25 protein-coding genes and 3 pseudogenes are annotated in these 25,188 nt (G+C 69.4%); 14 read left to right on the plus strand and 14 right to left on the minus strand.

What is annotated here, in order from left to right; all coding sequences use genetic code 11:
- Positions 1-425: 425 nt before the first annotated feature.
- From ABZ624_RS31795 to ABZ624_RS31805, 3 genes are all read right to left on the minus strand, one after another.
- On the minus strand, positions 426-1,649 hold the full coding sequence (locus ABZ624_RS31795; RefSeq protein WP_360096686.1) for a beta-ketoacyl-[acyl-carrier-protein] synthase family protein: 1,224 nt from the start codon (positions 1,647-1,649) through the stop codon (positions 426-428).
- Entirely contained in the window at positions 1,646-1,954 is a 309-nt protein-coding gene (locus ABZ624_RS31800) for an acyl carrier protein (RefSeq protein ID WP_360096689.1), read from the minus strand. The genes ABZ624_RS31795 and ABZ624_RS31800 overlap by 4 nt, the downstream gene beginning before the upstream one ends.
- Before the next feature lie 122 nt (positions 1,955-2,076).
- Complete coding sequence (locus tag ABZ624_RS31805) at positions 2,077-3,666, minus strand: MFS transporter (protein WP_360096692.1); 1,590 nt, start codon at positions 3,664-3,666, stop codon at positions 2,077-2,079.
- Between the two features lie 88 nt (positions 3,667-3,754).
- Here ABZ624_RS31805 and ABZ624_RS31810 point away from each other — a divergent pair, with 88 nt between their 5' ends.
- From ABZ624_RS31810 to ABZ624_RS31825, 4 genes are all read left to right on the plus strand, one after another.
- The gene (locus ABZ624_RS31810) at positions 3,755-4,975 is read left to right on the plus strand and encodes a cytochrome P450 (RefSeq protein WP_360096695.1); all 1,221 of its coding nucleotides are present in this window, start codon (positions 3,755-3,757) and stop codon (positions 4,973-4,975) included.
- A 116-nt stretch (positions 4,976-5,091) separates the two neighbouring features.
- On the plus strand, positions 5,092-5,598 hold the full coding sequence (locus ABZ624_RS31815; protein WP_360096698.1) for a transposase: 507 nt from the start codon (positions 5,092-5,094) through the stop codon (positions 5,596-5,598).
- 74 nt (positions 5,599-5,672) lie between these two features.
- Positions 5,673-6,347, plus strand: a complete 675-nt coding sequence (locus tag ABZ624_RS31820) for a hypothetical protein (RefSeq protein ID WP_360096701.1) — start codon at positions 5,673-5,675, stop codon at positions 6,345-6,347.
- Between the two features lie 157 nt (positions 6,348-6,504).
- Entirely contained in the window at positions 6,505-7,041 is a 537-nt protein-coding gene (locus ABZ624_RS31825) for a GNAT family protein (RefSeq protein WP_360096705.1), read from the plus strand.
- A gap of 45 nt (positions 7,042-7,086) precedes the next feature.
- On the opposite strand, the gene ABZ624_RS31830 is transcribed toward ABZ624_RS31825, so the two are convergent.
- Entirely contained in the window at positions 7,087-7,551 is a 465-nt protein-coding gene (locus ABZ624_RS31830; protein ID WP_360096708.1) for a hypothetical protein, read from the minus strand.
- A 211-nt stretch (positions 7,552-7,762) separates the two neighbouring features.
- On the opposite strand from ABZ624_RS31830, the gene ABZ624_RS31835 reads away from it, so the two are divergent.
- On the plus strand, positions 7,763-8,614 hold the full coding sequence (locus ABZ624_RS31835; protein ID WP_360096711.1) for a patatin-like phospholipase family protein: 852 nt from the start codon (positions 7,763-7,765) through the stop codon (positions 8,612-8,614).
- 41 nt (positions 8,615-8,655) lie between these two features.
- Here ABZ624_RS31835 and ABZ624_RS31840 read toward each other — a convergent pair.
- A pseudogene (locus tag ABZ624_RS31840) lies at positions 8,656-9,210 on the minus strand (transposase); the annotation flags it as partial.
- Between the two features lie 423 nt (positions 9,211-9,633).
- Between ABZ624_RS31840 and ABZ624_RS31845 the strand changes: the two are divergent.
- Together ABZ624_RS31845 and ABZ624_RS31850 are read left to right on the plus strand one after the other, a co-directional pair.
- Positions 9,634-10,107 (plus strand): hypothetical protein, encoded by a 474-nt coding sequence (locus tag ABZ624_RS31845; RefSeq protein ID WP_360096714.1) that lies wholly within the window; start codon positions 9,634-9,636, stop codon positions 10,105-10,107.
- 385 nt (positions 10,108-10,492) lie between these two features.
- Positions 10,493-10,960 (plus strand): hypothetical protein, encoded by a 468-nt coding sequence (locus ABZ624_RS31850; protein ID WP_360096863.1) that lies wholly within the window; start codon positions 10,493-10,495, stop codon positions 10,958-10,960.
- On the opposite strand, the pseudogene ABZ624_RS31855 reads toward ABZ624_RS31850, so the two are convergent.
- A pseudogene (locus ABZ624_RS31855) lies at positions 10,917-11,111 on the minus strand (hypothetical protein); the annotation flags it as partial. The gene ABZ624_RS31850 and the pseudogene ABZ624_RS31855 overlap by 44 nt on opposite strands.
- Positions 11,112-11,691: 580 nt before the next feature.
- Here ABZ624_RS31855 and ABZ624_RS31860 point away from each other — a divergent pair.
- Together ABZ624_RS31860 and ABZ624_RS31865 are read left to right on the plus strand one after the other, a co-directional pair.
- Positions 11,692-12,702, plus strand: coding sequence for a hypothetical protein (locus ABZ624_RS31860; protein WP_360096717.1), 1,011 nt, complete (start codon positions 11,692-11,694; stop codon positions 12,700-12,702).
- 694 nt (positions 12,703-13,396) lie between these two features.
- Positions 13,397-13,494: pseudogene (locus tag ABZ624_RS31865) on the plus strand (ATP-binding protein); the annotation flags it as partial.
- A gap of 277 nt (positions 13,495-13,771) precedes the next feature.
- On the opposite strand, the gene ABZ624_RS31870 reads toward ABZ624_RS31865, so the two are convergent.
- The 7 genes from ABZ624_RS31870 to ABZ624_RS31900 all read right to left on the minus strand — a co-directional run bounded on the left by ABZ624_RS31870 (position 13,772) and on the right by ABZ624_RS31900 (position 20,876).
- The gene (locus tag ABZ624_RS31870) at positions 13,772-14,458 is read right to left on the minus strand and encodes a GntR family transcriptional regulator (protein WP_360096866.1); all 687 of its coding nucleotides are present in this window, start codon (positions 14,456-14,458) and stop codon (positions 13,772-13,774) included.
- Positions 14,459-14,550: 92 nt separating this feature from the next.
- Positions 14,551-15,933: an aldehyde dehydrogenase family protein gene (locus tag ABZ624_RS31875; RefSeq protein WP_360096720.1), complete on the minus strand. Its 1,383-nt coding sequence runs from the start codon at positions 15,931-15,933 to the stop codon at positions 14,551-14,553.
- Positions 15,930-16,934, minus strand: coding sequence for a proline racemase family protein (locus ABZ624_RS31880; RefSeq protein ID WP_360096723.1), 1,005 nt, complete (start codon positions 16,932-16,934; stop codon positions 15,930-15,932). The genes ABZ624_RS31875 and ABZ624_RS31880 overlap by 4 nt, the downstream gene beginning before the upstream one ends.
- Before the next feature lie 31 nt (positions 16,935-16,965).
- A complete protein-coding gene (locus tag ABZ624_RS31885) occupies positions 16,966-17,874 on the minus strand; it encodes a dihydrodipicolinate synthase family protein (RefSeq protein WP_360096726.1) in 909 nt (302 codons plus the stop codon).
- Positions 17,875-17,951: 77 nt separating this feature from the next.
- On the minus strand, positions 17,952-19,406 hold the full coding sequence (locus ABZ624_RS31890; protein ID WP_360096729.1) for an FAD-dependent oxidoreductase: 1,455 nt from the start codon (positions 19,404-19,406) through the stop codon (positions 17,952-17,954).
- On the minus strand, positions 19,387-19,701 hold the full coding sequence (locus ABZ624_RS31895; protein ID WP_360096732.1) for a (2Fe-2S)-binding protein: 315 nt from the start codon (positions 19,699-19,701) through the stop codon (positions 19,387-19,389). Before ABZ624_RS31895 ends, ABZ624_RS31890 begins: the two co-directional genes overlap by 20 nt.
- Before the next feature lie 26 nt (positions 19,702-19,727).
- A complete protein-coding gene (locus tag ABZ624_RS31900) occupies positions 19,728-20,876 on the minus strand; it encodes an FAD-binding oxidoreductase (protein ID WP_360096735.1) in 1,149 nt (382 codons plus the stop codon).
- A 156-nt stretch (positions 20,877-21,032) separates the two neighbouring features.
- Here ABZ624_RS31900 and ABZ624_RS31905 point away from each other — a divergent pair, with 156 nt between their 5' ends.
- From ABZ624_RS31905 to ABZ624_RS31925, 5 genes are all read left to right on the plus strand, one after another.
- Positions 21,033-21,998, plus strand: a complete 966-nt coding sequence (locus tag ABZ624_RS31905) for a LysR family transcriptional regulator (RefSeq protein ID WP_360096738.1) — start codon at positions 21,033-21,035, stop codon at positions 21,996-21,998.
- A 166-nt stretch (positions 21,999-22,164) separates the two neighbouring features.
- The gene (locus ABZ624_RS31910) at positions 22,165-22,518 is read left to right on the plus strand and encodes a PadR family transcriptional regulator (RefSeq protein ID WP_360096741.1); all 354 of its coding nucleotides are present in this window, start codon (positions 22,165-22,167) and stop codon (positions 22,516-22,518) included.
- 12 nt (positions 22,519-22,530) lie between these two features.
- Complete coding sequence (locus ABZ624_RS31915) at positions 22,531-23,112, plus strand: hypothetical protein (RefSeq protein WP_360096744.1); 582 nt, start codon at positions 22,531-22,533, stop codon at positions 23,110-23,112.
- 263 nt (positions 23,113-23,375) lie between these two features.
- Positions 23,376-23,483 (plus strand): PLDc N-terminal domain-containing protein, encoded by a 108-nt coding sequence (locus ABZ624_RS31920; protein WP_360096869.1) that lies wholly within the window; start codon positions 23,376-23,378, stop codon positions 23,481-23,483.
- A gap of 240 nt (positions 23,484-23,723) precedes the next feature.
- Positions 23,724-23,864, plus strand: coding sequence for a hypothetical protein (locus tag ABZ624_RS31925; RefSeq protein ID WP_360096747.1), 141 nt, complete (start codon positions 23,724-23,726; stop codon positions 23,862-23,864).
- Positions 23,865-23,972: 108 nt separating this feature from the next.
- Here ABZ624_RS31925 and ABZ624_RS31930 read toward each other — a convergent pair whose 3' ends face one another.
- A complete protein-coding gene (locus ABZ624_RS31930) occupies positions 23,973-25,187 on the minus strand; it encodes a M6 family metalloprotease domain-containing protein (RefSeq protein ID WP_360096750.1) in 1,215 nt (404 codons plus the stop codon).
- Position 25,188: the final 1 nt, after the last annotated feature.

Below are 25,188 nucleotides of genomic sequence, written 5' to 3' on the forward strand. Positions count from 1 at the left end.
GTTGACCTCGTGCTCATTGCGGAACTGGCGAGTTGCGACGTCACCCTCGTGTGCCCGCGCGTGCGGGGAAGGTCCCGGCCAACCTGAGTCCGCGGTCAGGGGTTGAGGTCCAGTACGCGGACCGGCTTCGCCAACCCAATGGTCGGGAGCGGTCGTCGTCGTTCCCCGCACGCACCGACACAGCAGGCCCTGCGTGTGTCACACGACCTTGTGATACACGCCGAAAGCCCGTGGTCAGTGCTGTGGTAAGCAATGTCGGCCGCTGTCACGGTCGCGGCAGGCAGCCACCCGCACGACCAGGGCGCCCTGGGCAGCGGCGGGCAGTGCGGTCTGCTCCGGCTGTGGTCAGAGGGCGGTTGAGGTAGCGCGTGGCATCGGTGCGGCCATGAGGAAGTAGGGGCCTTCGCAGTCGGTGTCGGTCTGTGTCAGGGAGTCTGGAAGACGAGGGCGGCATTGTGCCCGCCGAAGCCGAACGATGTGCTGAGGGTCGTATCGATCCGGCAGAGGCGGGCGACTTTCGTGACGATGTCGAGGTCGATGCCGGCTTCGGGGGTGTCGAGGTTGGCGGCCGGGTGAATGGTCTGGTGGTGGAGGGTCAGGACGCACACGGCGGCTTCGACGGCGCCTGCGGCGCCCAAGGAGTGACCCAGGATGCTCTTGGTCGCAGTGACGGGCGGTGGCTGGGGGAAGACGCGGTGCAGTACGGCTGCTTCCATGCGGTCGTTCAGTGGCGTCGACGTGGCATGGGCGTTGACGTGGTCGATGTCGGTGGGTGCCAGACCGGCCTGCCGCAGTGCGTGATGCACCGCGCGTACGGCTCCCTCCCCCTCGGGGTGCGGGGTGGTGGGGTGGTGTGCATCGCTGGTGGCGCCGAATCCGGACAGGACTGCTTTTGGCCTGGCCCTGCGGGCGCGGGCGTGTTCTGCGCGCTCAAGAACGAGGACACCGGCGCCTTCTGCCAGGACGAACCCGTCTCGTTCCGCATCGAAGGGTCGGGAGGCGCCCAGCGGATCACGGCAGCGGGTGGACAACGCACCCAGCCGCCAAAAACTCATGCTGGACAGTGGCCCGCAGGCACTCTCCGCGCCGCCGACCACGGCGATGTCGCACATCTGGCTCTGGATGAGCTGCCGACCGATACCGATGGCGGTCGCGCCGGAGGCACAGGCGGTGCTGACAGCGAACCCCGGCCCTTTCGCGCCCAGGTCTGCTGCGACCTCACCGGCGGCCATATTGGGCAGGGCACGCGGGACCGTGGTCGGCGAGATCTTCTGATATTGACGCGATGTCATGCACTCGGCGATGTGCAGGTCGGTGTCGCGGCTGCTGCTGCCCGCCCCGATGACCACAGCGACTCGGTCGCCATCCCAGTCCGCGGGCTCCAGGCCGGAGTCCCGGACGGCTTCCCGCGCGGCGGCGACGGCCAGGTGAATGAAGCGGTCCGTGCGCCAGCGCAGACCGCGGCCCAAAGCTCTCGTGAGATCGTCGTCCGGGACCCGGCAGCTGAAATCGACTGGCAGGCCGGCAAGCCGGTTGTCCGTAGACGCCGTGGGCGTGCCCTCGCAGAGCCGTTGCCAGGTTGCGTCAGCCCCGACACCGCCGGCGGTCACCAATCCGATGCCGGTGACGACGGTCTGAGATCTGTTCACACGTCTGCTTCCTCAGGCGCGGTAGCCAGGATCTGCAGCACGGCAAGAGCGGACTCGTCGGCGAAACGGGCTAGGTAGTCGGCTACTTCGGCGACGGTGACTTCGGGGCCTGCCGGCATCGCTTCATCGGTGAGAGGGACATCGATTCCGGTCTCTTCCTCTACGACGACGAGCAGTTCGGCCAGGGCGATCGAGTCAAGGCCGAGCTGCCGCAACTTGCTGTCTGCGGTCAGCTGACCGGGGTCCATCTCGAAATGGCGGACGATGAGACGAATGATGACGTCAACGAACAGCTGCTCAGCCAATGAAACACTCCGCACAGTGGTGGATGGAAAGCCCGTTCGGCCGACAGCCAGCAAATCTCACTCACGGCAGACCCACCGGCAAACAGATGTGCGTGTCCGAAGAAAATGACCGATGTGGTCTATCAGGAGGCGCCCGTCTCGGTGGTGACCTCCAGGCGCGGCAGTGAAGCGAAGGCCGGGCGATGCGGCAGACATCGCCACGCGGCCGCCGCAGCTGTGACGGCAACCGCCGCAGCCACCCATGCACTGCGGGTGAGACCAGCGACGAACGCGTCCGTCGCCGCGGTCAGCAGGTGGCCTCTCACGGCGGGGTCGGCGTGCCGGCCCGCCAGGGCAGCGGCGGCGACGCTGTCCACAGCCTCGGACGGCACCCCGGTCAGTCCCGCATGGGCGAGCGCGTCACGCATCTTGTTCATGTAGGCGGTGGCCAGGACGGAGCCCTGGACAGCGACGCCGAGTGTGGCACCGACCTGGCGGGTGGCGTCGTTGATGGCGGATCCGACGGCGGCGTATGACTCGCCCACGCTGTCCATGACGGCGGCCGTACCGGATGCGGCTGTCATTCCCGCCCCCACGCCTGCGATGACCTGCACGAGGGCCAGGTGCGGGTACCCGGACTGCGTCGTGGTGCCGGCCAGTAGCAGGAATGAGCCGGTGACGACGATCAGGCCGCTCACCATCAGGAGCTTGTGGGTCAGCCGGTTCGCGAGCGCGGCGGCCAGCGCCGCTCCGGCGATGAGAGCGGCAGGCATCGGCAGTGTGCGCACGCCGGCCTGCCAGGGGGTGCAGCCCAGTACCCCCTGGAGGTAGAGGGAGATCACGAAGAGCGCACCGAACATGCCGAACGACATCATGGAGAGCGCTGCTGCCGCGATGGTGACCGGACACCGCATCACATGCCGGGGCAGCATGGGCGCCGCAGCCCGTCGCAGCCACACGCCGAACGCGGTCAACAGGGCGGCAGCGACGGCGAAGACCGCGAGGATCAACGGGCTGGTCCACCCCTGGCTGGGGCCTTCGATGATCGCCCAGACCAACGCCAGCAGTCCTGTCGCGGACAGCAGGGTCCCCGGCAGATCGACCCGCTCGGTGCGGGAAGGCCTTGGCGCGGGGACCAGCAGAAGCGTCAGCGCGATCACCGCTGCGGCGAAGGGGATGTTCAGCCAGAACACCGCCCGCCAGGATTGATGGCTGACCATCCAGCCACCGATCACCGGCCCCAGGGCACCGCCCACCCCGCCGACCGCAGCCCACAACGAGATAGCCCGGTGCCGAAGGCCCGGTTCGGGAAAGAGCCCAGTGATCAGCGAGAGCGTGGCGGGCATGATCAGCGACGCGCCCGCGCCCATGGCACCGCGCGCCATGATCAGTTGCCACGGCGCGGAGGCCACCGCACCGGCCCAGGAGGCACTCCCGCACACGGTCAAGCCGCTGAGGAACGCGCGTCTGCGGCCGATCCTGTCGGTGACGCCTCCTGCTGTCAGCACCAGGCCGCCCAGTACCAGGGCATAGGCGTCGACGATCCACTGCGTCTGCCGCGCCGACGGGCCGAGGGCGGCCTGCAGGTCGGGGATGGCGACGTTGAGCACCGTGAGGTCCATGCCTAGCAGGAACAGCCCGGAGCAGACGGCCCCGGCGCTGGCCCAGCGCCTTCGCGTGTTTTCCGCGCCCGCGTGGAAAAGGGTGATATCCGTTCTGTGTTCGCCGCTCACGCGCACTTATCTACCAGAGCATGTACGGGCAGCCGGGCAATGGAATTCCCGGTGTTGTCGAGATTCAGAGCAACGACAGGAGACCTGAATGGACGCCTCCGAAACTCTTGCCGATGATCTGATGAGGCAGTTGCCCTTCGACGTGAGCACGGAGGAGTTCCTGCAGGACCCTTATCAATTTTTTGAGCAGGTACGCCGCACCAGCGGCCCTGTCTACCGCACCCGGTCGGGCGATGTGGTGGTTCTGGGCTATTTCGAGGCCATGTCCGTGCTGAGTGATCCACGCTTCGGGCATGGAGCGCAAACGGCTCGGGAACAGACCAACTACGGTGTGCCCGCCCGCACTTTCCTGCTGACCGATCCGCCCGGCCACACCTGCCAACGCAACCGCGTACGACGAGCCTTCACCGCACGGGAAATCCTCCGCCTGCGCCTGAAGATCAATGCTCTGGCGGCAGCCCTCGTCCAGGCGGCGGCGCAGGCCGGCCACGCGGACATCGTCGCCGATGTGGCGCGGCCGCTGTCCGCAACGGTGATCGCCGATCTGATCGGCGTACCGGATCACCTACGCGACCGCTTCGTCCAGGCAGCCGCGCTCCTTGTCCGGGCAATGGACCCACCCCAGCTGATCGACCCCCTAATCCGTGAACGCATCGCGCGGGCGCGGGTCGGCCTGGCGCGGGACATCAGCGTTGCACTACGGCGTCCGGCCGACGCAGGACTTCTGCACGCGTTGGCCCGCGGCGCCGAGGATCCCATGGCCCGAGCGGAGACGGTTGCCACCTGTGCCCAACTCGTCGCAGCCGGATACGAGACGACCGTCGGTCTGATCGCCAACGGCATGCACGCCCTCCTCCAGGACCGCGACCAACTGGCACGGCTTGCCGCCACCGGCCCTTCGGAGCAGGCGACAGCGGCGGCCGTGGAGGAACTCCTCCGCTTCGACCCACCCATTCAACTCGCGCCCCGCAGCGCCCTGGCCGATGCCGACATCGCCGGCACCCCCGTTCCCCGCGGCACCATCGTCTCCGTACTCCTCGGCGCAGCCAATCGTGACCCACGCGCCTTTCCCGAGCCGCACCGGCTTCGCTTCGACAGGCAGACACGGCATCTCGCTTTCGGACTGGGCACCCACTACTGCCTCGGTGCTGCGCTAGCCCGGCTGGAAGCCACCGCAGCGCTCAAGCATCTGCTGGCCCACAGCCCTCGGCCGGCCGACCCTCACGTTTCCTACAGTCCCTCTCGAGTGGCCCGCAGTGTCCAGAGCCTGCCTGTCCACCTGAACGCCTCCCGGAAACAGTGGAAGTAGGCCACCGCATCACCCCCTGCCTCGCCTCGGCGTGATGCTCTTGTGGTGTGAAGCTGGGGGAGGTGGGACGGCTCCGCGGTGAGTTAGCGGAGTTCGTTGCGGATGTCTTCGGGTCGGTGCCGCGGCGTGATCAGCGGCGGTGGGGCGAGTGTTACCTGCGGGGTCTGATGCCCGAGGCCGTCCGGCAGTCGGTCCAGCCGATGGCCGAGCAGCTGACGGTCGGCCATATGCAGGCTACGCAGCAGTTCGTGAACCAGTCGCCGCGGGATCCGCTGCCGGTGCGGCGGCGGAGCGCCCAGCGGTTGTGCGAGGCGATCAGCTCTGAGGTGTGGGTGGTCGATGAGGTGTCGTTCCCCAAGTGCGGGCGAGCCGGGGTGGTACGGCAGTACTCCGGCGCGTTGGGCAATCAGGCGAACTGCCAGGTAGAGGTCAGCGTGCACGCCGCCACCGACGCGGCCTCAAGGCCGCTGGAGTGGAAGCTGCTCCTGCCCGAGGAGTGGACCAGCGACCACCCCAGGCGTCGGCGGGCCGGGATCCCTGACCAGGTCGGGCATGTGTCCAAGGCCGCCTGGCTCTGGGGCTGTTGGACCGTCCGGCCGGGCACAGGCTGGCGGCGCCGGTAATCCTGGCGGACGCAGGCTACGGCCGCAGCGTCTCCTTCCGGTTGGCGCTGGAATAACGCGGCTGGTCCTACGTCATGGCCGTCGACCCCAAAGAGATCGCACGGCCGGCCACGGCCGAGGCATATCAACGCCCTTACGGCGGCCCGGGACCACCGACCCTGCCCCGATACCGTGAGGCGCCCCGCCCGCCGTCCGACCTGATCGGCGACGCCACCGTGTCCGAGGTGGTCACCTGGCGGCGGGGCAGCAAGGGCGCACTGCCCTCGTACTTCGCGGTGCTTCAGGTACGGCCGTCGGGCAAGGAAGCATGCCGCACCGCCCAGGAACACGCCGGGGTACGCAGCCGGTGCGACGGTGTGCTGCCCTTGAAGACACTGCTGGTCGAGCGGCCCGAAGAAGCACACGAGCCGACCGGCTACTGGATAACCAACCTGCCTGCCACCACCCCGATCGCGGACCCGGTGCGGCGGGCGAAGATGCGCTGGCGGATCGAGCACGACCATCGCGAGCTCAAGCACGGCCTGGGCCTGGACCACTTCCAAGGCCGCACCTGGCGCTCTGGCACCACCACGTCGCCCTCGTCACCGCCACCCAGGCCTTCCTCACCTCCGACGGCTCGACCCAAAAGCCCCGACGCCGCCCTGGCCCTCTACCAGGTCCTCGCCGTCCTCCAGGACCTGCTGAGGTGCTGGACCGGCACCTGCACCACCTGCGGCGGACCCCTGCCGACCAGCAGAACCAGAACCTAACGAAGCACTACTGGGGCCCGTCCGGCGGGACCTGTCCGAACGCGCGCCGCCAGGCGCCCTGCGGGGCGCGGCTTGATGTGTGGAAAAGTCAGACGCTATTGCCCACGCTGGCCACAGGAGGTCGAACCCTGTGGTCGAGAGGATCAGGAGTCGTTCCATGTCCGATGAAATCACGCTGCGCCCGGTGTCCGCCGAGGATCTCGACCTGTTCGAGCGCGAGTTCAACGGGCCGGAAGGGGCCGGCCAGTACCAGTGGTTCGGCTTCGGTTCACAGGCCGGCCTGCGTCGGCAGTTCGCGGAGACCGGCCTGCTCAGCCCCGACGGCGGCGTGCTTTCCGTGACGGAGGCGGGCCGGACGGTGGGCCGGGTCGAGTGGTTCGCCAGCACCTGGGGGCGGCCCGCCACCTCCACCTGCTGGACCCTGGCGATCGGCCTGGTGCCGGCCGCGCAGGGCCGTGGCATAGGCACCCAGGCCCAGCGGCTGCTGGCCGAGTACCTCTTCGACCACACCAGGGCCGAACGGCTCCAAGCCTGGACGGACTGCGCCAACCTCGCCGAGCAGCGGGCGTTGGAGAAGGCGGGCTTCGTCAGGGAGGGCGTGCTGCGCTCGGCGCAGTGGCGCGGCGGCCGGTGGCACGATCAGGTGATCTTCTCCATGCTCCGCGCGGAGCGGTCCGGCTGCGAACGGAGGTGAGCACAAGACGGTGTTCGACCTGACAAGTCTTCAGTTGAGTAGTTGTCAGTACCTTTGTATCGGTTGACGCTGCTCAGGCCGCTGCCGGAGGAGTTCGGAGAACCGATCCAGGGCGCGGTCGGTGCGGCGGCGATCGCCGGTGACCGTGAGATCGAGCATGAGACCCCGGATGACGGCCATGACGAGCGTGGGAGTGACGGTGTCTTCAGGGCCGGTGGCGATGTCGTAGAACGTGGCATCGAGGGTGTCGAACCAGTCCATGATCGCCCCGGCCTGGTCCGGGTAGTTCTCGGGGTGAGCCAGGGCGTCGGCGTGCACCTCGAAGACCAGCCGGACGTACGGGGCGCGCTCCGGTGCGCTGATCCAGGCCCAGATGCCGCGCAGCCGTTCCTCCGGAGAGGCTGCCTCGGGCGGGAGGTGCTCGGCCAACCGTGCCGCACCGCGACGGCGGGCCTCGGCGAGGACCGCGGCCACCAACTCGTGTTTGCTCCCGAAGTCGTAGAGCAGCATGCGCGGGCTGGTATCGAGCGCCGCTGCCAGTGGTCGCAGGCTCAATCCGGCCAGGCCGTGTGCCAGCACGTAGTCGGTCGCCCGCGCCAGGGTTCGTTCTCGCCTGGCCAGGTCAGGGGGTCGCCCCACTGTGGATCGTCCTCTCGACAGCACGCTTCTGAGCCTCCGTCAGTATATGGTACGACTGTTTCAACAACGGGAGGAGACAGCCATGTACTCGATCGACCGGGCACTCGTGCTGGGCGCCGGAGGTCTCGTCGGCACGGCCTGGATGGCCGGGGTGGCTTGCGGACTGCGCCGCAAGGGGGTGGATCTCGGCGGGGCCGACCTGACCGTCGGCACCTCCGCTGGCGCGATCACCGCCGCACTGCTGGCTACCGGCCAGGACCCCGACCGGCTCGCCACCCCCGTGCGTCCTGCCGACTCCAACAGCATCCCCCCTCGGGTGGACGGGCGTCGGCTGGGCGAGGCGTTCGCCGTGCTCGGCGACGCCGGCTCGAATCCGGCCGAGGCGTGGCGTCGAGTGGGTCAGATCGCGCTCGTCGCCGAGACCGGTCCCGAGCAGGCGCATGTCGCCCGGATGGGCGCCATGGTCGGCGTGGACCAATGGCCGGACCGGAAGCTGCTCATCACCGCGATGGACGCCGAGACCGGTGAGCCGGCGGTTTTCGACCGTTCCAGCGGTGCACCGCTGCCCAACGCCGTGGCGGCAAGTACTGCCTTCCCGGGCATCTACCCACCGATCACCATCAACGGCCGCCGATACATGGACGGTTCCCTGCGGTCGGCGACCAACGCCGGCCTCGCGGCCGGAGCCGGCACGCTCCTCGTGGTCGACCCGCAGGCGCACCTGTTTCCGGGTGACCTCCACAAGGAGTTGATGGCCGCGGGGGCGCACACAGTGGTGACGATCGAGCCCGATCCGGCATCAATACGAGCGTTCGGCTCGGACCTGAACGACCGGACGACCTGGGAGCCGGCTTACCAGGCGGGTCTTCGCCAAGCCGCCGATGCCGCCGAACGGCTCTGCTCCATATGGAAGGCTGGCTTCGTCACGGACTGACCGCAGCCCACTCCCCAAAGTGATGCCGAGCGCCATCAGTTGAGCAGCGCGGCACAGGACTCCGAGGACTCCCGGTAGCCGTCGGCCATCGCGACCAGTTCCTTGGTGCCGTCCGTGCGCACTTCGATGACCACGAGGACGGCGGCTTTGGCTTCGTCCAGGCATATGCGCAGGTGGATGCCGGCGACCCAGACGTAAACGTAGTCGGTGCCGGACAGGTTGCGCTCCTGGAACGCCTGATGGTCGGCCTGCCACTGGGTGGTGAGCCGGGTGACCGTGGCTGGCGACAGCCCGGCCGAGGAGCCGAGGAACTGTTCCATCGCCGGGACGAAGTCGCCCGAGGACAGGCCGTGCAGGTAGAGCAGGGGTAGCACCTCGGTGATCTTCGGGGACTTGCGGCACCGGGTGGCAGGATCGCAGGAGAACCGCTTGCGCTCGCCGGTGGCCTCGTCAACGCGCTTGCCGTTCACCCGCGGGGCCTCGTCCCGCTCGTGAGCCAACTCGGCGATGCAGGCGTTGACTTCTGCTTCCAGAGCGGCGGCCAGCATCCGCCTCGCGCCCTCGCGGACGATCTCGTCCAGCAGGGAGCCATCCAGCGTGGTGCCGTCCTCGTTGGCTACGGTGAGTACAGGGTGTGCCTTCCCGACCGACGCTGCAACGTCGATCTAGCTCGGTGGCCTATCGATCAATCACCCGGAAAGGCACGCCCTCCCAAGCCGATCCACAGGTTCTGAGCATTCCTCCAATCACCAAACCCGGCAGCCGGAAGCCTCATCGGTGGACAGTCGCGAGCCCACGGCCGTTCGAAGATTCCAGACCGCTTTGTGCTGTCGAAACTGATGCACACGTGCTGTCGGTTTTCAGGCTCTGGCCCACATCGTGTGGAGTGCTTGCTCCCCGTCGCAGTCTTGCCTCCGACAGGCGCTCAGTCGGTGACATCCCCGGTTTCGCGCCATGGTCGACGAGGCGCAGGAGCAGTGGGCCTGGCATGTCGGAAGCGGCTAGTAGCCTCAGACACCATGGGAATTCAGATAGACGTAGTGGCGGGTTACCCGATCAACGACGAGATGGAGAGGGTGCTCGGGCTGGCCGAGGCGGTTGGCGAGCCCGTCACTGTCACGTTCATGTGGGAGGGGCGTCAAGAGGCGGAGCGCGCCGTGCTAGTGCCCGCGGCCACGCTGGCGCTCTGGGAGCATTGGGCCCCCACCGCCTACCCGACGAGTGACGCTGGGGCGGAGAACCGGGCTGAAGCGGAAGAGCCGGAACTGGCTCACCCAGCGGAATTCGGCGCATTCACGCTCTTTCGTCGTCGCGTGGGAGGGCGCACTGCGGTCGCTCGCGGAGGCGTGGTGGTCGCCGAGCTCCTGGGCCCCGACGAGGCGCGCTGGCTCCAAGAGCAGGCCCGCGATGTCCGCCAAGGCTTCATGGATCCGAAGCAGAAGGCGGCGTTCGAGGAGTTCCTCGCCCGACAGCCATCCCTCGATGAGCAGTGACGCGCCGACTGATGCTACAGCTAGCGCTTCTGACTCTGGGTCAGGCAGGAGTCATCCGGCGGCACGGGCCTCCTCGTAACAGCACAGCAGCCCCATGGCACCGGCCGCGATGATCTGGGCGTGCTCCCGGCGCTTGGGGGTGCCGAGTACGGCCAGGCGCTCGTCGACGCCGAGGTGTGCTGCGATAAGAAGCTGTTGTCTTTCCGATCTTGAGGTCTGCGTTTTGGCTGTTCGGGCATAGGGTCGGCGACATCGATGGAAGTGGTGACCGGTCGTGTCGTCGCTCCGGTGGAGGTTGTGGATGCCGTCGGTCGTGGGGCTGCTGGAACAGCGCGAGCTCGCTGCTCGCCGTCGCGTGGACGAGCTGTGAGAGGAGGCCGAGCGCATTCAGGCCGAGCTGGCCGCAGCCGAACAGGACTGGCAGGGATGGGTGATTGTCTGCTCGCGGGTCTGTGAGGTGCTGGCGCCCGTGGACGAGAGCGGGCAAGGTCACGCCCAAGCCGCCCGGACGGCGCTGGCCGCCGAGGGGCAGCCCGGGAAGACGTCTTCGGAGCCGAGGGCGGCGAGGCCGAAGTCGCAGGTGCCGGTGTGGCGTGTGGGGCTTGCCTGGTCGGTGCTGTCGGTGGACTACCAGCGCATCCTGCGGGCCCTCGCGGACCGGGTCCGGCTCGGCCAAGATCCGGGGAGCTGGCAGGAGTTGGCCGCCTGCTTCGGCATGGAGATGGTGCCGGCCCGGGTGGAGGCACTGCGGTCGAAGGCCAAGCGCCTGCTGGCTCGTGGGTGGCTGGCCGAGCCCGCACCGGGCCGGTTCACGCTCGCGAAGGGCGTGACCGGGCCAGGCGGCGGGTCATGAGCAGGGTCACGAGCAGGGTCATCGACCAGTAGACCATCGCCTCGGCGCTGCCGGTGCGGCGCTCGAAGTCGCGCACCACGCGGCGGGTGCGCATCAGGTGGGCGAAGAACCTCTCGACGATCCACCGCTTGGGCAGCACCACGAACCCCTTCCCAGGTCGCGCCAGCGCCACCACGCATCGCTCCTGCCGCGTCCAACTCCCTCGTGTCGTCGTGTGATTGCCTCGCTCACACATACGGGAATGCGGCCGACCATGGCGTGCGTGTGCGACGGTATCCGTCGGACATGAGTGATGCCGAGTGGGCCCAGGTCCGCGTCGCGCTGCCCACACCGGGGTGGCTGGAGGGGCCCCCGAACTGTGCAGGAGGCCCTGCCTCTATGCCTCCGCTGGCCCACGATCACCCGATCGAGATTCCCGTCCGATCTGCATGCGCCCTGATCGTTACGGCAACGGTCGGCGCACCGCACCGTAATCCTCCGGCCGGGCTGACACTCAGGATCCGGCTTCCCCCGCGCGGGGGAAGCCGGATGATCCGTGGGATGGATGTGAGCAGCGCGGGTGACGCGGAACCTTGGAGCGTCGGCAATCCGGATATACGGGGGTCACGGTGGTTGTTCCTGCGAACTCGGAGGTAGGTGGCGTTCCCAAGGCGCCGACCGCAAGCCCGGGGCGGGGGTTGTGGTGGCGGCGGTGGCCTGTGTGGGCGCCCATGGTCGCTGCAGTGTGGGGGGTGTTGTACGCCGCTGTCGAGGTCAGCTGGGCGGTGACGGGCATCACCGTGCAATGGAAGGAGCACTCCGCGTACGCGCCGGGGGCCCAGCTCTTCCTGGCGGCCCTCGCGCTCCTGGCCGGCGGCGCCTGCCTGGCCAGCACCCGAACTCTCGCCAAGCTCGGCCGGGTTACGGTGGCCACGGCGCTGATCGTGGCGCTCCTGGTGTTCGTCGTGGGAATGAACGGGCTGCCGATCTACTTCGTGACAATTGCGACGCTCTCGGGGGTCGAGAGCGCCACCGGGCTGGCCCAGGTGCTGCTGAACACGGCCGGTGCCGCCCTCCTGCTCCTCGTCGGTTTGTCGTACCGCCGACGGCTGCGCGGAGACTGCCCGCGATGCGGGCGGCCGCACGCCGGCGCAGCCGACGGCCCGCTCGCCCACCCAGCCGCCTCCCTGGCCCCGAGGCGGACCCGCGTCGCGGTGTACCTGCTCATGTGCGGACTCCTGCCGTGGGCGGGAGCCAAGACCATCTGGACGCTGGGCGGCAACGCACTCGGCGTCGCGGGCGATGACTGGCAGAGGACGACGAGCGTCGGCGCGTCGGGCCCGGCGAAGGCAGCCGCGGCGGCGGGGATCGACGTGACCGTGCTGGCCGCGATGGTCGGGATCTTCCTGCTGCTGGGGTTGCTGTACGCGTGGGGGCAGGTGTTTCCCCGCTGGACACTGTTCCTGTCCGGACGACGGGTCCCGCGCCTGCTGCCGTTGATCCCGGCCTGGCTGACCGGCATCCCCCTGACGATGTACGGGGCCGTCCTCATCGTCATGGCCCCGCTCATGGCCGTCGGCGTGCTGCCCAAGATCAAGCCGTCCCCGCCGTTCACCACCAGCTCGGGGATCACTTGGATGGTCGAGTTCGGCGGCCTGGCATTCGCCGGTCTGGGCATCGGCCTCGTTGTGGCCGCCCGCTCCTATGCCGCCCGCACCCACCCCGTCTGTGCCAGCGCCACGGCAACGGAGAGGCCCAAGTAGCCGGGGTACCGGAATGTCAGCTTCCCGCTGGCGATCAATGAGCAGCCGCGGCGGTTCCCGGTCACAGCGCGCAAGATCGCCCGTCAGGCCGACTGGGCTTTCGCACGCCCGGCACCGACCGCGATCACCCGAGCAAGACTCCCGTTCGATCGACAAGCCCCGCGACCGGTACGACAACGGCTTGCCCTGCTGCTCACCGAGCATGGTTCCGGCCACGGTCCCCACCACACCTCAGGAAGAGCGTGGGGAGACCGCTACGACGACTCCGTGTCGGGGCGCCGATGAGGCCTCTCCTGAGCTGTGAAGAGACCAGCCACTCCCCGGAATGGACCCGTACTCGCGACGGACTCGACGCCTCGCGCATGCCCGGCCACTGGCTCCTGGGCCGCCGGATGCTGACACTCTGGCCACCGGCCCCGACGACCGGGGGGAACGCCCGAGTCTGGGGGCCACCGCCACGCTAGCCTCGCACACCGCCTGGCCGACTCCGCCGCAGCCGTGGCGCGGCTGGACACTCCCGGCCCCAGGCCGCCGCAAGACATAAGCCTCACCTTCAACGGCGCCATCATCGAGACGGCTCCGACTCCTACCGTCTCGCCAGCGCATGAGCCCGGGCCGAGGAACCTTCCAAGGCCGGCTGACGCCTGCGACCTCCCGCTCCAGTGGCCTGCCGCCGCCGGCGGACCACATCCACGAGGGAGGACGCGGGCTGCTCCTCGTTGCTCAGCTCACACATCGGTGGGGCACACGGCATACCGCAGCGGCAAGACCATCTGGTGCGAGCAGCTCCTCGCTGACGGCGGTTTGAGACTCGATGGGGACCCTGGGCTGTGCCGGTCCCGGTCGCTCGGCAGGTTGCCGGTCCGCAGCGAACCATCTGGCATTTCCGCCCCGCTCAGGGACTGACCCCGAGAGGTGGTTCACATGCCGCGACCCCCTTGGCCGGGGTGGCCTCACGTGACCGCGGGTCCAAGCAGACAGGGCCGATCTTGTTGAAGCGCTGTATCACACCGCGCGATGTCCTCTGCGGCCTATGAGATCCCTGGGCGGCGCCCGGCCCGCTACAGCACTACCCGACCGGCTCCATGTCTCCTGCCCCCTTGGCCCACAGAGACCGCACATGTCCGAGGTGGCGGCCCATGCACTTCTCGGCGCCCTTCGCGTCGCCCGCCACCATCAGGTCGAGGAGTTCGATGTGCTCCTCGGCCGACGGGATCAGCTGGCCGCGCTCGTCCAGGGCGGTCAGCCCGTACAGGCGCGACCGCTTGCGCAGGTCGCCGACCGTCTCGACGAGCCGGTCGTTGCCGCCGAGCGCGAGCAGGGAGAGATGGAACTGGCGGTCGGCCTCCAGATAGCCGATGAGGTCGTGCTCACGCGCAGCGCGCACGATCTCCTCGGCGACCGGGCGCAGCGCCTCCAGGTCCTCGCGCGTGGCGCTGCCGGTGATCCGGCCGACCATAGGCACCTCGATCAAGGTGCGGATCTCGGTGTACTGGTCGAGGTCGCGTTCGTTGACCTGGGTGACGCGGAACCCCTTGTTGCGAACAGGTTCGACGAGGCCCTCACGGGCCAGGTCCAGCATCGCCTCGCGCACCGGTGTCGCGGAGATGCCGAAATCCTCCGCGAGACCGGGTGCCGAGTAGACCTCGCCGGGGCGCAGTTCGCCGGAGATCAGCGCGGCGCGCAGGGCGTGGGCGACCTGGTCGCGCAGCCGCTCCCTGGTGGTGATGAGGTTGCGCTGCTTGAGGTGGCCCATGGTCGGGTGTTTCCCTTCGTGCCCTGTGTCCTCGTGGCCGAGCGGATCACCAGCGTACAATGTCACGTTGTCAGCGCAGGTGCCTGTGCGTCTCAGGTGCCTGCGGGTGCCAGTGTGTAGGTGCGGCCCGAGGTGTAGAACGCCAGGGCGGCGCGTCCCTGTTCACGCGGGCCGTGGCTGGACGCTTTGGCTCCGCCGAAGGGCAGGTGGAAGTCCACGCCGCTGGAGGGGGCGTTGACGCGGATCATGCCGGTGTCCAGCTGATCAAGCCCGCGCATTGCCGCGTCGAGCGAGCCGGTGTGCACCGAGGTGACCAGGCCGTACGGGACGGAGTTGGTGATACGGACCGCGTGCGCCAGGTCGTCGGCGGGCAGCAGCGCGGCCAGCGGTCCGAAGACCTCCTCGCGCAGCAGCCGGCAGCCGGGCGGCACCTTCTCGACCAGGGCGGGTGACGCGTACCAGCCGTCCGTCCCGTCGGGGGCGGCGGCGGTGGCGATGACCGACAGATCCTCCCTCGCCCGGATCACCCGGTCGCGGGCCTGCTCGTCGATGACCGGTCCGCACACCGTGGCCGGGTCGGCCGGGTCGCCCACCGGGAGTGCTCGCAGAGCCTCGGCGAGGGCCTCGCGCAGCGGGTCGTGGGCGGCGCCGACCGCGATCACCCGGCTGGTGGCGGTGCACTTCTGCCCGGCGTATCCGGCGATCGCGGCGGCGATGTGTGCGGCGGCCCGCGGGATGTCCGCGTCGGGCAGGACGATCGCCGCGTTCAGCCCGCCCATCTCGGCCTGTACGGGGACGCCCCGCGCGGTGGCGGTGCGGACGACGGCCTGGCCGACGGCGGTGGAGCCGGTGAAGGAAACCACGTCGGCGGCGGAGAGCAGGGCGTTGCCCTCGGTGGGTCCGCCGGGCAGCACGGTGAAAACCCCGGCGGGAACGGCCCGGTGGACGATCTCGGCCAGGCGCTGGGCGCACGCGGTGGCCTCCGGTGCCGGCTTCAGCACGACGGTGTTGCCCGTCGCAAGCGCCGGGGCCGCCTTCCAGCTGGGGATCGCGTAGGGGAAGTTCCACGGAGTGATCAGGGCCGCGACTCCGTGCGGGCGGCGTCGGGTCAGCAGAAGCCCCACACCGTCGGCCGCCTCGTGGACGGCACCCGTGGACTCGAAGGGGGCCTGGGCGTAGTACCGCCAGATGGCGGCGGTGCGGGCCACTTCGGCGCGTGCCTCGGTGACCGGCTTGCCGACCTCGCGCACGGCGAGGGCGGCCAGTTCGTCCGCGGCGGCATCGATGGCGGCGGCGACGGCACCGAGCGCGGCCGCGCGAGCGCTCGCGCCGCTCAGGAGCCAGCCGGGCTGGGCGGCTCGTGCCCGCTCCACGCCGTCGACGGCAGCGAAGGCCCCCGGCGCGGCGACCTGCACCAGGATGTCGGAGGGGTCGGCCGGGTTGCGTGAGACGACCGGGGCTGGAGCGGTGGTCACAGGAGGAAACCTCCGGGGAAGGGGTCGTCCGGGTCGAGGAAGTACTGGGCGGTGCCGGTGATCCAGGCACGTCCGGTGATGCTGGGAATGACGGCGGGGATCCCGCCGACCTCGGTCTGCGCCAGGAGACGGCCGGTGAACTCGGTGCCGATGAAGGACTCGTTGACGAAGTCCTGGTGCAGCGGCAGAGCACCACGGGCGTGGAGCTGAGCCATCCGTGCGGAGGTGCCGGTGCCGCACGGGGAGCGGTCGAACCAGCCCGGGTGGATGGCCATGGCGTGACGTGAGCGCTGTGCGTCGGATCCGGGCGCGGCGAGGTAGACGTGCTTGAGCCCGGCGATCTCCGGCTGCACCGGGTGGACGGGGCGGTCCGGGGAGGCGTTGATCGCGTCCATGACGGCGAGCCCCGCCGCCAGCAGGTCGCTCTTGCGGGACCGGTCGAACGGCAGCCCCAACGCGTCGAGTTCGACGAAGGCGTAGAAGTTCCCGCCGAAGGCGATGTCGTACGTCACCGTCCCGTACCCGGGCACCTCCACCTTGCGGTCGAGGCCGACGCAGAAGGCGGGGACATTGGTGAACGTGACCGCCTTCGCCGCCCCGTCCTCGACGTGGACGTCGACGGAGACGAGCCCGGCGGGGGTGTCGAGGCGGACGGTGGTGACCGGTTCGGTGACGGGGACCATACCGGTCTCGACGAGCACGGTGGCCACGCCGATGGTGCCGTGCCCGCACATCGGGAGCAGGCCGGACACCTCGATGTACAGCACGCCGACATCGGCGTCGGGGCGCGTCGGCGGCTGGAGGATCGCGCCGCTCATGGAGGCGTGGCCGCGCGGCTCGTACATCAGGAGCGTGCGCAGGTGGTCCAGGTGCTCGATGAAGTGGAGCCTGCGCTCGGCCATGGTGGCACCGGGAATCACTCCGACGCCTCCGGTGATCACGCGCGTGGGCATGCCCTCGGTGTGCGAGTCGACGGCGTGGAAGACATTGCGAGTACGCACGAACGTCCTTTCAGGAGGGGCGCGGGCCCGCTCAGTGATGTCCCTGGGCGATGGCCTTCTCGGTGGCGGCGCGCACCCCGGCCTCGATCTCGGCGGAGAGCGGGGAGCGCGGCGGGCGGGTGGGGCCGCCGATGCGGCCGGCGATGTCCATGGAGAGCTTGATCGACTGGACGAACTCGATCTTGGAGTCCCAGCGCAGCAGCGAGTGCAGCGACCGGTAAAGAGGCAGCGCCGTCTCCAGGTCGCCCGCGACGGCGGCATGGTAGAGCTGGGCGCAGGTGGCGGGGAAGGCGTTCGGATACCCCGCGATCCAGCCGACGGCCCTGGCGATCGCGAGCTCCAGCAGGACGTCGTCCGCACCGATCAGCAGATCGAGCCCGGGGGCCAGTTCGGCGATCTCGTACGCCCTGCGCACATCACCCGTGAACTCCTTGACCGCGACCACGCTGCCGTCGGCGTGGAGGCGGGCGAGCAGCGCCGGGTGCAGGTCCACCTTCGTGTCGATCGGATTGTTGTACGCGACGACCGGCACGCCCGCCCGGGCGACCTCCGCGTAGTGGGCGCGTACGGCCTGTTCGTCGGCACGGTAGGCGTTCGGCGGCAGCAGCAGCACCGAACCGCAGCCCGCCTCGGCGGCCTGCTCGGTCCACAGCCGTGCCTCGGCACTGCCGTAGGCGGCGACCCCGGGCATCACCCGGGCACCGTCGCCCGCGGCTTCGACGGCGGTCCGCACGACGCGGGCGCGCTCTTCGGAGGTGAGGGTCTGGTATTCGCCGAGCGAGCCGTTGGGGACCACTCCGTCGCAACCGTTGTCGATCAGCCAGCGGACGTGCTCGGCGTAGGCGTCGTAGTCGACCGAGAGGTCCGCGCGCAGCGGGAGCGCGGTGGCGACCATGATGCCGCGCCAAGGGCGGTCGGAGTTCCAGGAGGTGGAGGTCATTGTCTTGTCGACCCTTCCATAGTGTGTGACATTTTATAGTGACGCACGATGGCGTCTATGAAGAGGAGCCCGCTCAGTCAGTCCTCTGACCTGCTCTCGCCCGGCTCGTCGAGCGAGGCGAGCACTCCCAGTGGTACAGGTACCGCGAGGGGTCGGCGCTCGGCGGACCGCGGTACTCCCCCGTCTCCGCCTGCCGCGAGACAGGCCACGGCTGCCCCGCAGACCCGGCCCTGGCACCAGCCCATACCCGCGCGCGTGAGGAGCTTGACCGTACGGGCGTCGCGGGCTCCGAAGTCAACGACGGCGTCCCGGATACGGCCGGCGGTCACCTCCTCACAGCGGCAGACATCCGTGTCCCCCGTGAGCCAGTCGGTCCAGCCGGGGGCGGGGGCGTGCGCGGCGGCCATGGCGTCGGCGAAGGCGCGCATCCGGTCACGGCGACGGCGTAGCTCCCGGGCCCGGCGGGCGACGGCGAGGAACGGCGTCCCGCGCAGCCGGGCGACCACCGCGAGACCCGCCAACTCACCCTCCGCACGGGCGAGCTGAGCGCCGCCGATGCCGCCGGTCTCGCCGGCCGCCCAGATGCCGGGGACGGAGGTCTCCTGCAGGTCGTCCAGAACGAGGGCGCAGCTCGCGTCGGGTGTTCGCCGGGTTGCGCAGCCGAGGGAGGTCGCCAGTTCGATCTGCGGGACCAGCCCGTGTCCCACGGCGAGCGCGTCGCACACGATCCGTCGGCTCGTTCCCGGTACCGGCCGCCACTGCGGGTCGATGCGGGAGATGGTCACGGCCTCCACGCGGGCGGTGCCGTGCACCTGCGTGACCGCACTGCGGGTGCGCAGCCGTACGCGGTGGCGCAGCAGCGCCGTGCCGTGGACTGCGGCCTCGGCGAGCTTGCCCGGGTTGGTGACCAGGGCATGCGGATGGCGGGCGTACCCGAGGTAGCCGGACGCCTCGACGACGGCAGGGACGCGCGCACCGGCCGCGGCGAGAGAGGAGGCGACGGCGAGCAGCAGCGGCCCGCTGCCCGCGACGACGATCCGCCTGCCGGGGAGCACGAGCCCGGACTTGAGCATCGCCTGGGCTCCCCCGGCGCCCACCACTCCAGGCACCGTCCAGCCGGGAAAGGGCAGCTGCCGCTCGTACGCACCGGTCGCCAGCAGGATCGCTCGGGCTCGCACCCGGACCGGCCGCTCCCCGTCGCCGTCGGCACCGGTGAGGGCGTGCACGGCCCACACTCCGTCGCTCTCCGCGGCCACGGACCAGACGTGATGACCGACGAGTGTTTCGGCGTCGCTTGCCTCCAGGCGTCGGCGCAGGTCCGCGAAGGCGGCCCAGTCGTGATGGAGCGCCTGCGGCCGTTCGGCTCCCAGGGCCGGGGCGGGGTGCCGGTAGAACTGACCGCCGAGCTGCCCCGAGGCATCCAGAACGGCGACCGACAAACCCCTTTCCGATGCGGTGACGGCGCCGGCGAGCCCGGCGCAGCCTGCGCCGATCACCGCCAGGTCGTACGGTTCAGACACCGAGCTCGGCATGGCCGTCTCCCTCCTGGGTGATGATTGCGTCGCCGGGGCGTGCGGGGAGCAGGCAGGCCCTCCTGTTGGGCTCGCCGTTGACGGTGGCCAGGCAGTCGTAACACTGCCCGATGCCGCAGAACGCGCCGCGTGGGCGGCCACCGCCCCGCGTAGTGCGCCAGGCGACGATGCCCGCTGCCCACAGGGCCGCGGCGACGGACTGCCCGGGCAGCGCGGTGATGGTACGACCGTCGACGGTGATCTCGAATGACGGATCGGGCTGCGCCCCGACCAGTTCAGCAGGCGTACGGGCCACTGCGGCCTCCTCTCTGAGAACGACGTTCAAGCAGCGGACAGGAAGCGGTCGGGCCGGAACGGGCGGACATCCAGGGGCAGTTCACCGTCGGTGAGCAGCCGGGCGATGAGCAGGCCCGTGGCCGGAGCCAGTCCGATGCCCGCTCCTTCGTGACCGCAGGCGTGCAGCAGTCCGGGCACGCGTGGATCGGGGCCGATTGCCGGCAGGTGATCGGGGAGGTAGGGGCGGAAGCCCGCGTAGGTCCGCATGGCCCGCACACCGGCCAGTACCGGGAACAATGCGGTGGCGTTGGCGGCGAGGCGGCGCAGGACCTCGATCGACAGCGTCCGGTCGAAGCCCACCCGCTCGCGACTCGCACCGATCAGCACCGGGCCCGCCGGGGTTCCTTCCACCACGGCCGAGGTCTGCAGCGCGGCCGATCCGCTCGCCACGTCGGCGACGTAGTCCGCGGCGTACACCTTGTGCCGCACCACCCGCGGCAGCGGTTCGGTGACGAGGACGAAGCCGCGACGAGGCAGGACGGGCAGCTCCACACCCGCATGCCGGGCCAGGTCGCCGCCCCAGGCACCGGCCGCGTTCACCACGAACGGGGCGTGCAGGACTCCGGTCCCCGCCCGCACACCGGTCACCTCACCATTCGAGTCCGTAAGGACCTCCGTGACTTCCTCACCGAGGTGGATCCGTGCGCCGGAGGCGCGCAGCAGGTGAGCGGCGGCGAGGGCGGGCTGGACCTGGGCGTCCTGCGGGTAGTGGAAACCGCCCGCCAGTCCGGGCGCGAGGTGCGGCTCGAAGTCCGTGAGCCGGTCGGCCGGGATCTCCTCCGCCTCGACACCCGCCTTCTCCTGCCGGGCCGCGAAGTCCCGCAGCGCCTGCATTCCCGCCGCATCGGAGGCGACGACCAGGCCGCCCTTGGCCTCATATTCGATCTCCAGGGGGAGCAGGCCGGCCAACTCCCGCCACAACCGCTTCGAGAGCAACGCGAGTTCGAGCTCGGGACCGGGCTCCTTGTCGGAGACCAGGAGGTTGCCCTCACCGGCGCCGGTGGTCCCACCCGCGACAGGGCCGCGGTCCACCACGGTGACCGAAAAACCGGCGCGGGTGGCGTAGTAGGCGCAGGCCGCGCCGACGACCCCCGCTCCGACGACGATCACGTCCGAGGAGCTTCTCTTGAACACACCTGTAATATTTCACATTGCACAGCGCCTTGCCAAGGGTCGCTGCACCAACCGATCTCATGTCCTGGCTGACATGGCTGACATGGCTGACATTGACGGGACTGTGACCGTCCCGCCCCTGCCAGAAGAACCCCACCGCTCCGTACCATCCGCGCCATGGATCTCGAGGTACGGCATTTGCGAGTGATCTGCGCTGTCGCGGAGGCTGGAAGTCTCACCCGAGCCGCCGCGTCGCTGCGCATGACCCAGCCTGGGCTCAGCGCCCAGTTGCGACGCATCGAGGCCGTGCTGGGCGGGCCGATCTTCGACCGCGGACAGACCGGCGCCGTGCCCACCGCGTTGGGCGAACTGGTACTCACTCGGGCTCGGGCCATCCTGCCGGGCATCGACGGCCTGCTGGCCGACACCGCCCGCGCCGCCCGCTGCGGAACCGCCCCCGGACGCGTCCGCCTCGGATCGGTCGGCGCCCCGCTGCTGGCTGATCTCATCGTGGCCGTACGAGAGTTGATTCCCGGCTCCGAGGTGACGACCCGATGCCAGTACTCCCCATCGCCACTGCTGGATGATCTCGCGGCTGGACGCCTGGAGGCGGCGGTCCTCGGCGACAACCCGGGCCAGGAGCTCCCGCCGCGCGAGGGAGTCGCACTGCGCCCGGTCGTCACCGAACCCGTCTTCGCCCTGCTCCCGTCCACCCACCCGCTGGCCGCCCGCGAAGAGACGAGCCTGAGCGAGCTCATGGAGGAAGACTGGGCCATGCCCCGCCCCGACAGCGACCGCACCAGGGAGTACTGGGCATCCGTCTTTTCCCTGATGGACCGTCAGCCGTACACGCCCTTCGAGGCGGAAGGCCGGCAGCTGATCGAAATCGTCCGGGCGGGCCTGGCCATCAGCCTCTGCCAGGCGACCTTCATCGAGGTGCCCGGCGTCGCGGTGCGCCCTCTGTCCGGCAATCCGCTCTGGTACCGCCACGTGCTCGCCTGGCGTCGCGACGGACCGCTGGCCCCACACGGTGACGACATTGCCCGCAGGGTCGGCAAGGGCTATCTGGCCACGTGTGCCGCCTCCCCGGCGTACGCACGGTGGTGCGAACGTCACCCGAACGCGCTGCGACTGCCGGAGTGAGCCCCGCGGGTTACGGCGTTCAGCGCCGGCCAGCGCCGCACCAGGGCCTGTCCGACGGGTCACTGTGCTGTCGGATCCCCATGGCCCGCATCACGGGCTACCCGCGTAGGTGATGCACCGACATCGTCTTTGGACTTGTGAGAGATAACCAGGTACTTTGCATCGCATGGAACCTGACATCGCAGGTAAGCCGGTGGCGGGCAAGGCGGAGAGCCAGCTCCGCAAGGGGGTGCTGGAGTACTGCGTGCTCGCGATCCTGCGGGACGGCCCGCGCTACGGCGTGGAGCTGCTCGAAATCCTCGGCGCGGTGAACGTCATGGTCACCAGCCAGGGGACCATCTATCCCCTGCTGTCGCGGCTGCGCCGTGACGGACTGGTGGAGACCCGCTGGCAGGAGTCCCCCAGCGGGCCCCCGCGGCGCTACTACGAGCTGACGCCTGCGGGGCATGCGGCGCTGAAGGAGTTCACCGCCATCTGGCCGCACTTCCGTGACGCGGTCGACCACTTCGTCACCGACTGACAGGAGACCGCGATGATGACCACCGAGCACCCGCTGGTGATGAACTACCTGGCCACCGTGGCGCGGGAGGCGGCCGGCCTGAGCCCGGAACGCCGCAACGAACTGCTGGCCGACCTGGAGGAGCACATCGCCGTCGCCCTCGCCGAGGAGTCCACTTCCGGCGACGACGGGATCCGCGCCGTGCTCACGCGTCTCGGCGACCCGCGCACCATCGCGGCAACGGCACTCGGCGATGAGCCGCCCGCCCCTCCCGCTCCGCAGGTGAGCTGGGTGCGTCCCGTCGCCCTGCTGGTACTGCTGGTAGTGGCCGGCCCCATGACGGTCCTCAACGCCTTCCCTGTGCTGGGCTGCATCCCCGTGATCGGCGCGATCTGGTTGCTGTGGGCCAGCTCAGAGTGGCTCAAGCGGGACAAGGTGCTCGGAACGGTGGCCGCCCTCGCGCCGCTGGCCTTCGGGGTGGCGCAGTGGTTGATTCCCGCAGGCGGGATCAGCCTCGGCCTCGGAGCGTTGTTCATTCCCCTCGGCCTGGCCCTGCTGGCATTCCCGATCGCCGTCGGCGTCTATCTGCTGTGGGCAGCGGTACGCCGGTCCTGACAGGGGCTCGCCCATGACGCGGTCGGTATCCGGGAACAGCCGCCGCACTGCCCTCACCCGAGGCCGTCCCGGCCAGGCCCACTGAGAATCCCCACCAGCAACAGGAAGAATGAACGATGCATGCACAGCTCGCACACCGGATTGCCCTTGCCCCTACGGGCGACATCGTGATCGCCTGCGCAGGAGCTGCTGTAGTCGTGGGCGCTCTCGCGTGGTTCTTCGGCGCTTTGCTCAGCATCGTCAGGTCCGGCCTCACCGGAGGGATGAAGCTGGTCTGGGTCGCCTTCGCCTTTGCGGCCCCCTTCCTCGGATGTCTGCTCTGGTTCCTCGTCGGTCGCCGCGATGCCCGGCACCGGCCAGGCATCGCCTGATTCCAAGAACGCCATCGCCGTCTTCGTGAACCGGGTGGTCACGGGACTGATGCGGTGGCGTGACCTGGTTCGGGGGCCCGATTACGCTGCCCGCCACGCAGTTCGTGTGGGTGAGACGGGCGCACCACTCCAACGGCTCACAGGAAAGACGGAGACATGGCCAAACCTGTTCGCGCGGCTCTCGGGGGCGTGTGGATCAAATGCAATTTCTGTCAGGGTGACCTCTTCAGGGACCGTGAGGTGAAGCTCAACAGCTCCGGCATGGAGTTCATGAACTGGGGTTGGGCGAACGAGTCGGCAACCGGCCTGATCTGCTGGAACTGCGGCTATGTGCACCTTTTCGTCAACAGGAACCTCGAACTGTACAAACAGAAGGGCTAAGTTCTGGCTGGCGGGCGGGCATGGCGTGCCGGGTCACAGTTGGTGGGTCTGCCGCCGTAGCTGCCACGGCGTCGGCGGCGGGCCTGCTGGTCACGGCGACCGCTGGGGTTACTGCTTGTTGATGGAGATGTCGTCGTGGAGAGCGCTGGTCCTCTTGACGTCGATCCGGACTCCGGTGCTGGGGTCGCTGAAGGACTGTCCGGGTCGGAACGCGGCCATGTCGAGTGATGTGCAGCCCGTGGGTGCGGTGGCACCGGCGTTGCCGTTGACCACCTGGATCGGACCGTTGCCGGTCTGGGTGGACGAGTCGACCTTGTAGATGAGTACGCCACTTGAACAGGCCTTGGCATCGGCGCCGACGGCCTTGCGGGATTCTGCGACGTACGCGGTGGTCTCGCCGGTCCGGATCACAGCGATCTTGGTCCCGCCCGGGCTTTCGACGGCCTTCAGGCGCACCTTGCGGCTGCCGGGCTTGTTGAGGCAGGAGACCTGGTCGTCGTCGATCCAGCCGAACTTCCAGCGCTCCCAGCCCACATGCTGCGGCGAGGGTCCAGCGATGTTGCCCATGAGGTCCCAGCCACCGACGTACTGGTGGGTCTCGCCGGTGAAGGAGTACAGGTCGGGCAGCCCGAAGGTGTGGCTGGTCTCGTGGTCGGCGACCTTGAAGCCCCAGTGCCACATGTCCTGGCCGAATGTCACCGCCCACTTGATGCGCTTGCCGTTGGCGACGATGCCGGTGGTGGTGGGGTCGTACAGGTATGTCGGGGAGAAGCTGATCGCCGTGGCGGCCTTGTTGGCGACGATGTAGAGCATGTCGTACTTGGAGAAGTCGACATACGGTTCAGCGGCCTTGACGGCCTGACTCACGTACAACTCATGTTGTTGGAAGGTGATGCCCCGCTGGAAGCCGTAGGTGGTGGAGTCCTGCGGCATCCGCACCCAGCGCTTCATCGGGGTGATGTCGAGCCCCAGTCGCCCGTAGGAGTCCTTGCGCATCCAGTCAGGCGCTCCGGCGAGTTCCTTGCGGTAAGCGGCGGTGGAATCCGTGGCCTGGGCGTCGGGGAAGTCGACGAACAGCATGAGCACATGCTTGGTGCCGATGGGCTGCTGGAACTGGGTGTAGTCGGTGTTGTGCCCCTCATCGGTCCAGCCCGTCCTGCCGGCCAGGGCGCAGTCGGAGGCCGGGGTGCCGCCGGTGGTCGGGGTGCCGCCGGTGGTCGGGAGGTGCGAGGCGGCAGCCGCCACCGGCGTGGCGCCCGCCAGGGGGATGAGCACGCTGAGCGCAATGCCGAGCGGCCGGACCTTGCGTCTGATCTTGGACATG

It is taken from the genome of Streptomyces sp. NPDC007205, from assembly GCF_040634095.1.
In the GTDB taxonomy this organism is placed as follows: Bacteria; Actinomycetota; Actinomycetes; order Streptomycetales; family Streptomycetaceae; genus Streptomyces.

What these genes read in the sequence shown, in the direction of transcription:
- ABZ624_RS31885 (WP_360096726.1), bottom strand. Translation starts at nt 17,874, where the DNA reads ATGACCTCCACCTCCTGGAACTCCGACCGCCCTTGGCGCGGCATCATG.
- ABZ624_RS31910 (WP_360096741.1), top strand. Translation starts at nt 22,165, where the DNA reads ATGGAACCTGACATCGCAGGTAAGCCGGTGGCGGGCAAGGCGGAGAGC.
- ABZ624_RS31915 (WP_360096744.1), top strand. Translation starts at nt 22,531, where the DNA reads ATGATGACCACCGAGCACCCGCTGGTGATGAACTACCTGGCCACCGTG.
- ABZ624_RS31820 (WP_360096701.1), top strand. Translation starts at nt 5,673, where the DNA reads ATGGCCGTCGACCCCAAAGAGATCGCACGGCCGGCCACGGCCGAGGCA.
- ABZ624_RS31835 (WP_360096711.1), top strand. Translation starts at nt 7,763, where the DNA reads ATGTACTCGATCGACCGGGCACTCGTGCTGGGCGCCGGAGGTCTCGTC.
- ABZ624_RS31870 (WP_360096866.1), bottom strand. Translation starts at nt 14,458, where the DNA reads ATGGGCCACCTCAAGCAGCGCAACCTCATCACCACCAGGGAGCGGCTG.
- ABZ624_RS31845 (WP_360096714.1), top strand. Translation starts at nt 9,634, where the DNA reads ATGGGAATTCAGATAGACGTAGTGGCGGGTTACCCGATCAACGACGAG.
- ABZ624_RS31930 (WP_360096750.1), bottom strand. Translation starts at nt 25,187, where the DNA reads ATGTCCAAGATCAGACGCAAGGTCCGGCCGCTCGGCATTGCGCTCAGC.
- ABZ624_RS31905 (WP_360096738.1), top strand. Translation starts at nt 21,033, where the DNA reads ATGGATCTCGAGGTACGGCATTTGCGAGTGATCTGCGCTGTCGCGGAG.
- ABZ624_RS31920 (WP_360096869.1), top strand. Translation starts at nt 23,376, where the DNA reads ATGAAGCTGGTCTGGGTCGCCTTCGCCTTTGCGGCCCCCTTCCTCGGA.
- ABZ624_RS31810 (WP_360096695.1), top strand. Translation starts at nt 3,755, where the DNA reads ATGGACGCCTCCGAAACTCTTGCCGATGATCTGATGAGGCAGTTGCCC.
- ABZ624_RS31890 (WP_360096729.1), bottom strand. Translation starts at nt 19,406, where the DNA reads ATGCCGAGCTCGGTGTCTGAACCGTACGACCTGGCGGTGATCGGCGCA.
- ABZ624_RS31825 (WP_360096705.1), top strand. Translation starts at nt 6,505, where the DNA reads ATGTCCGATGAAATCACGCTGCGCCCGGTGTCCGCCGAGGATCTCGAC.
- ABZ624_RS31830 (WP_360096708.1), bottom strand. Translation starts at nt 7,551, where the DNA reads ATGCTGCTCTACGACTTCGGGAGCAAACACGAGTTGGTGGCCGCGGTC.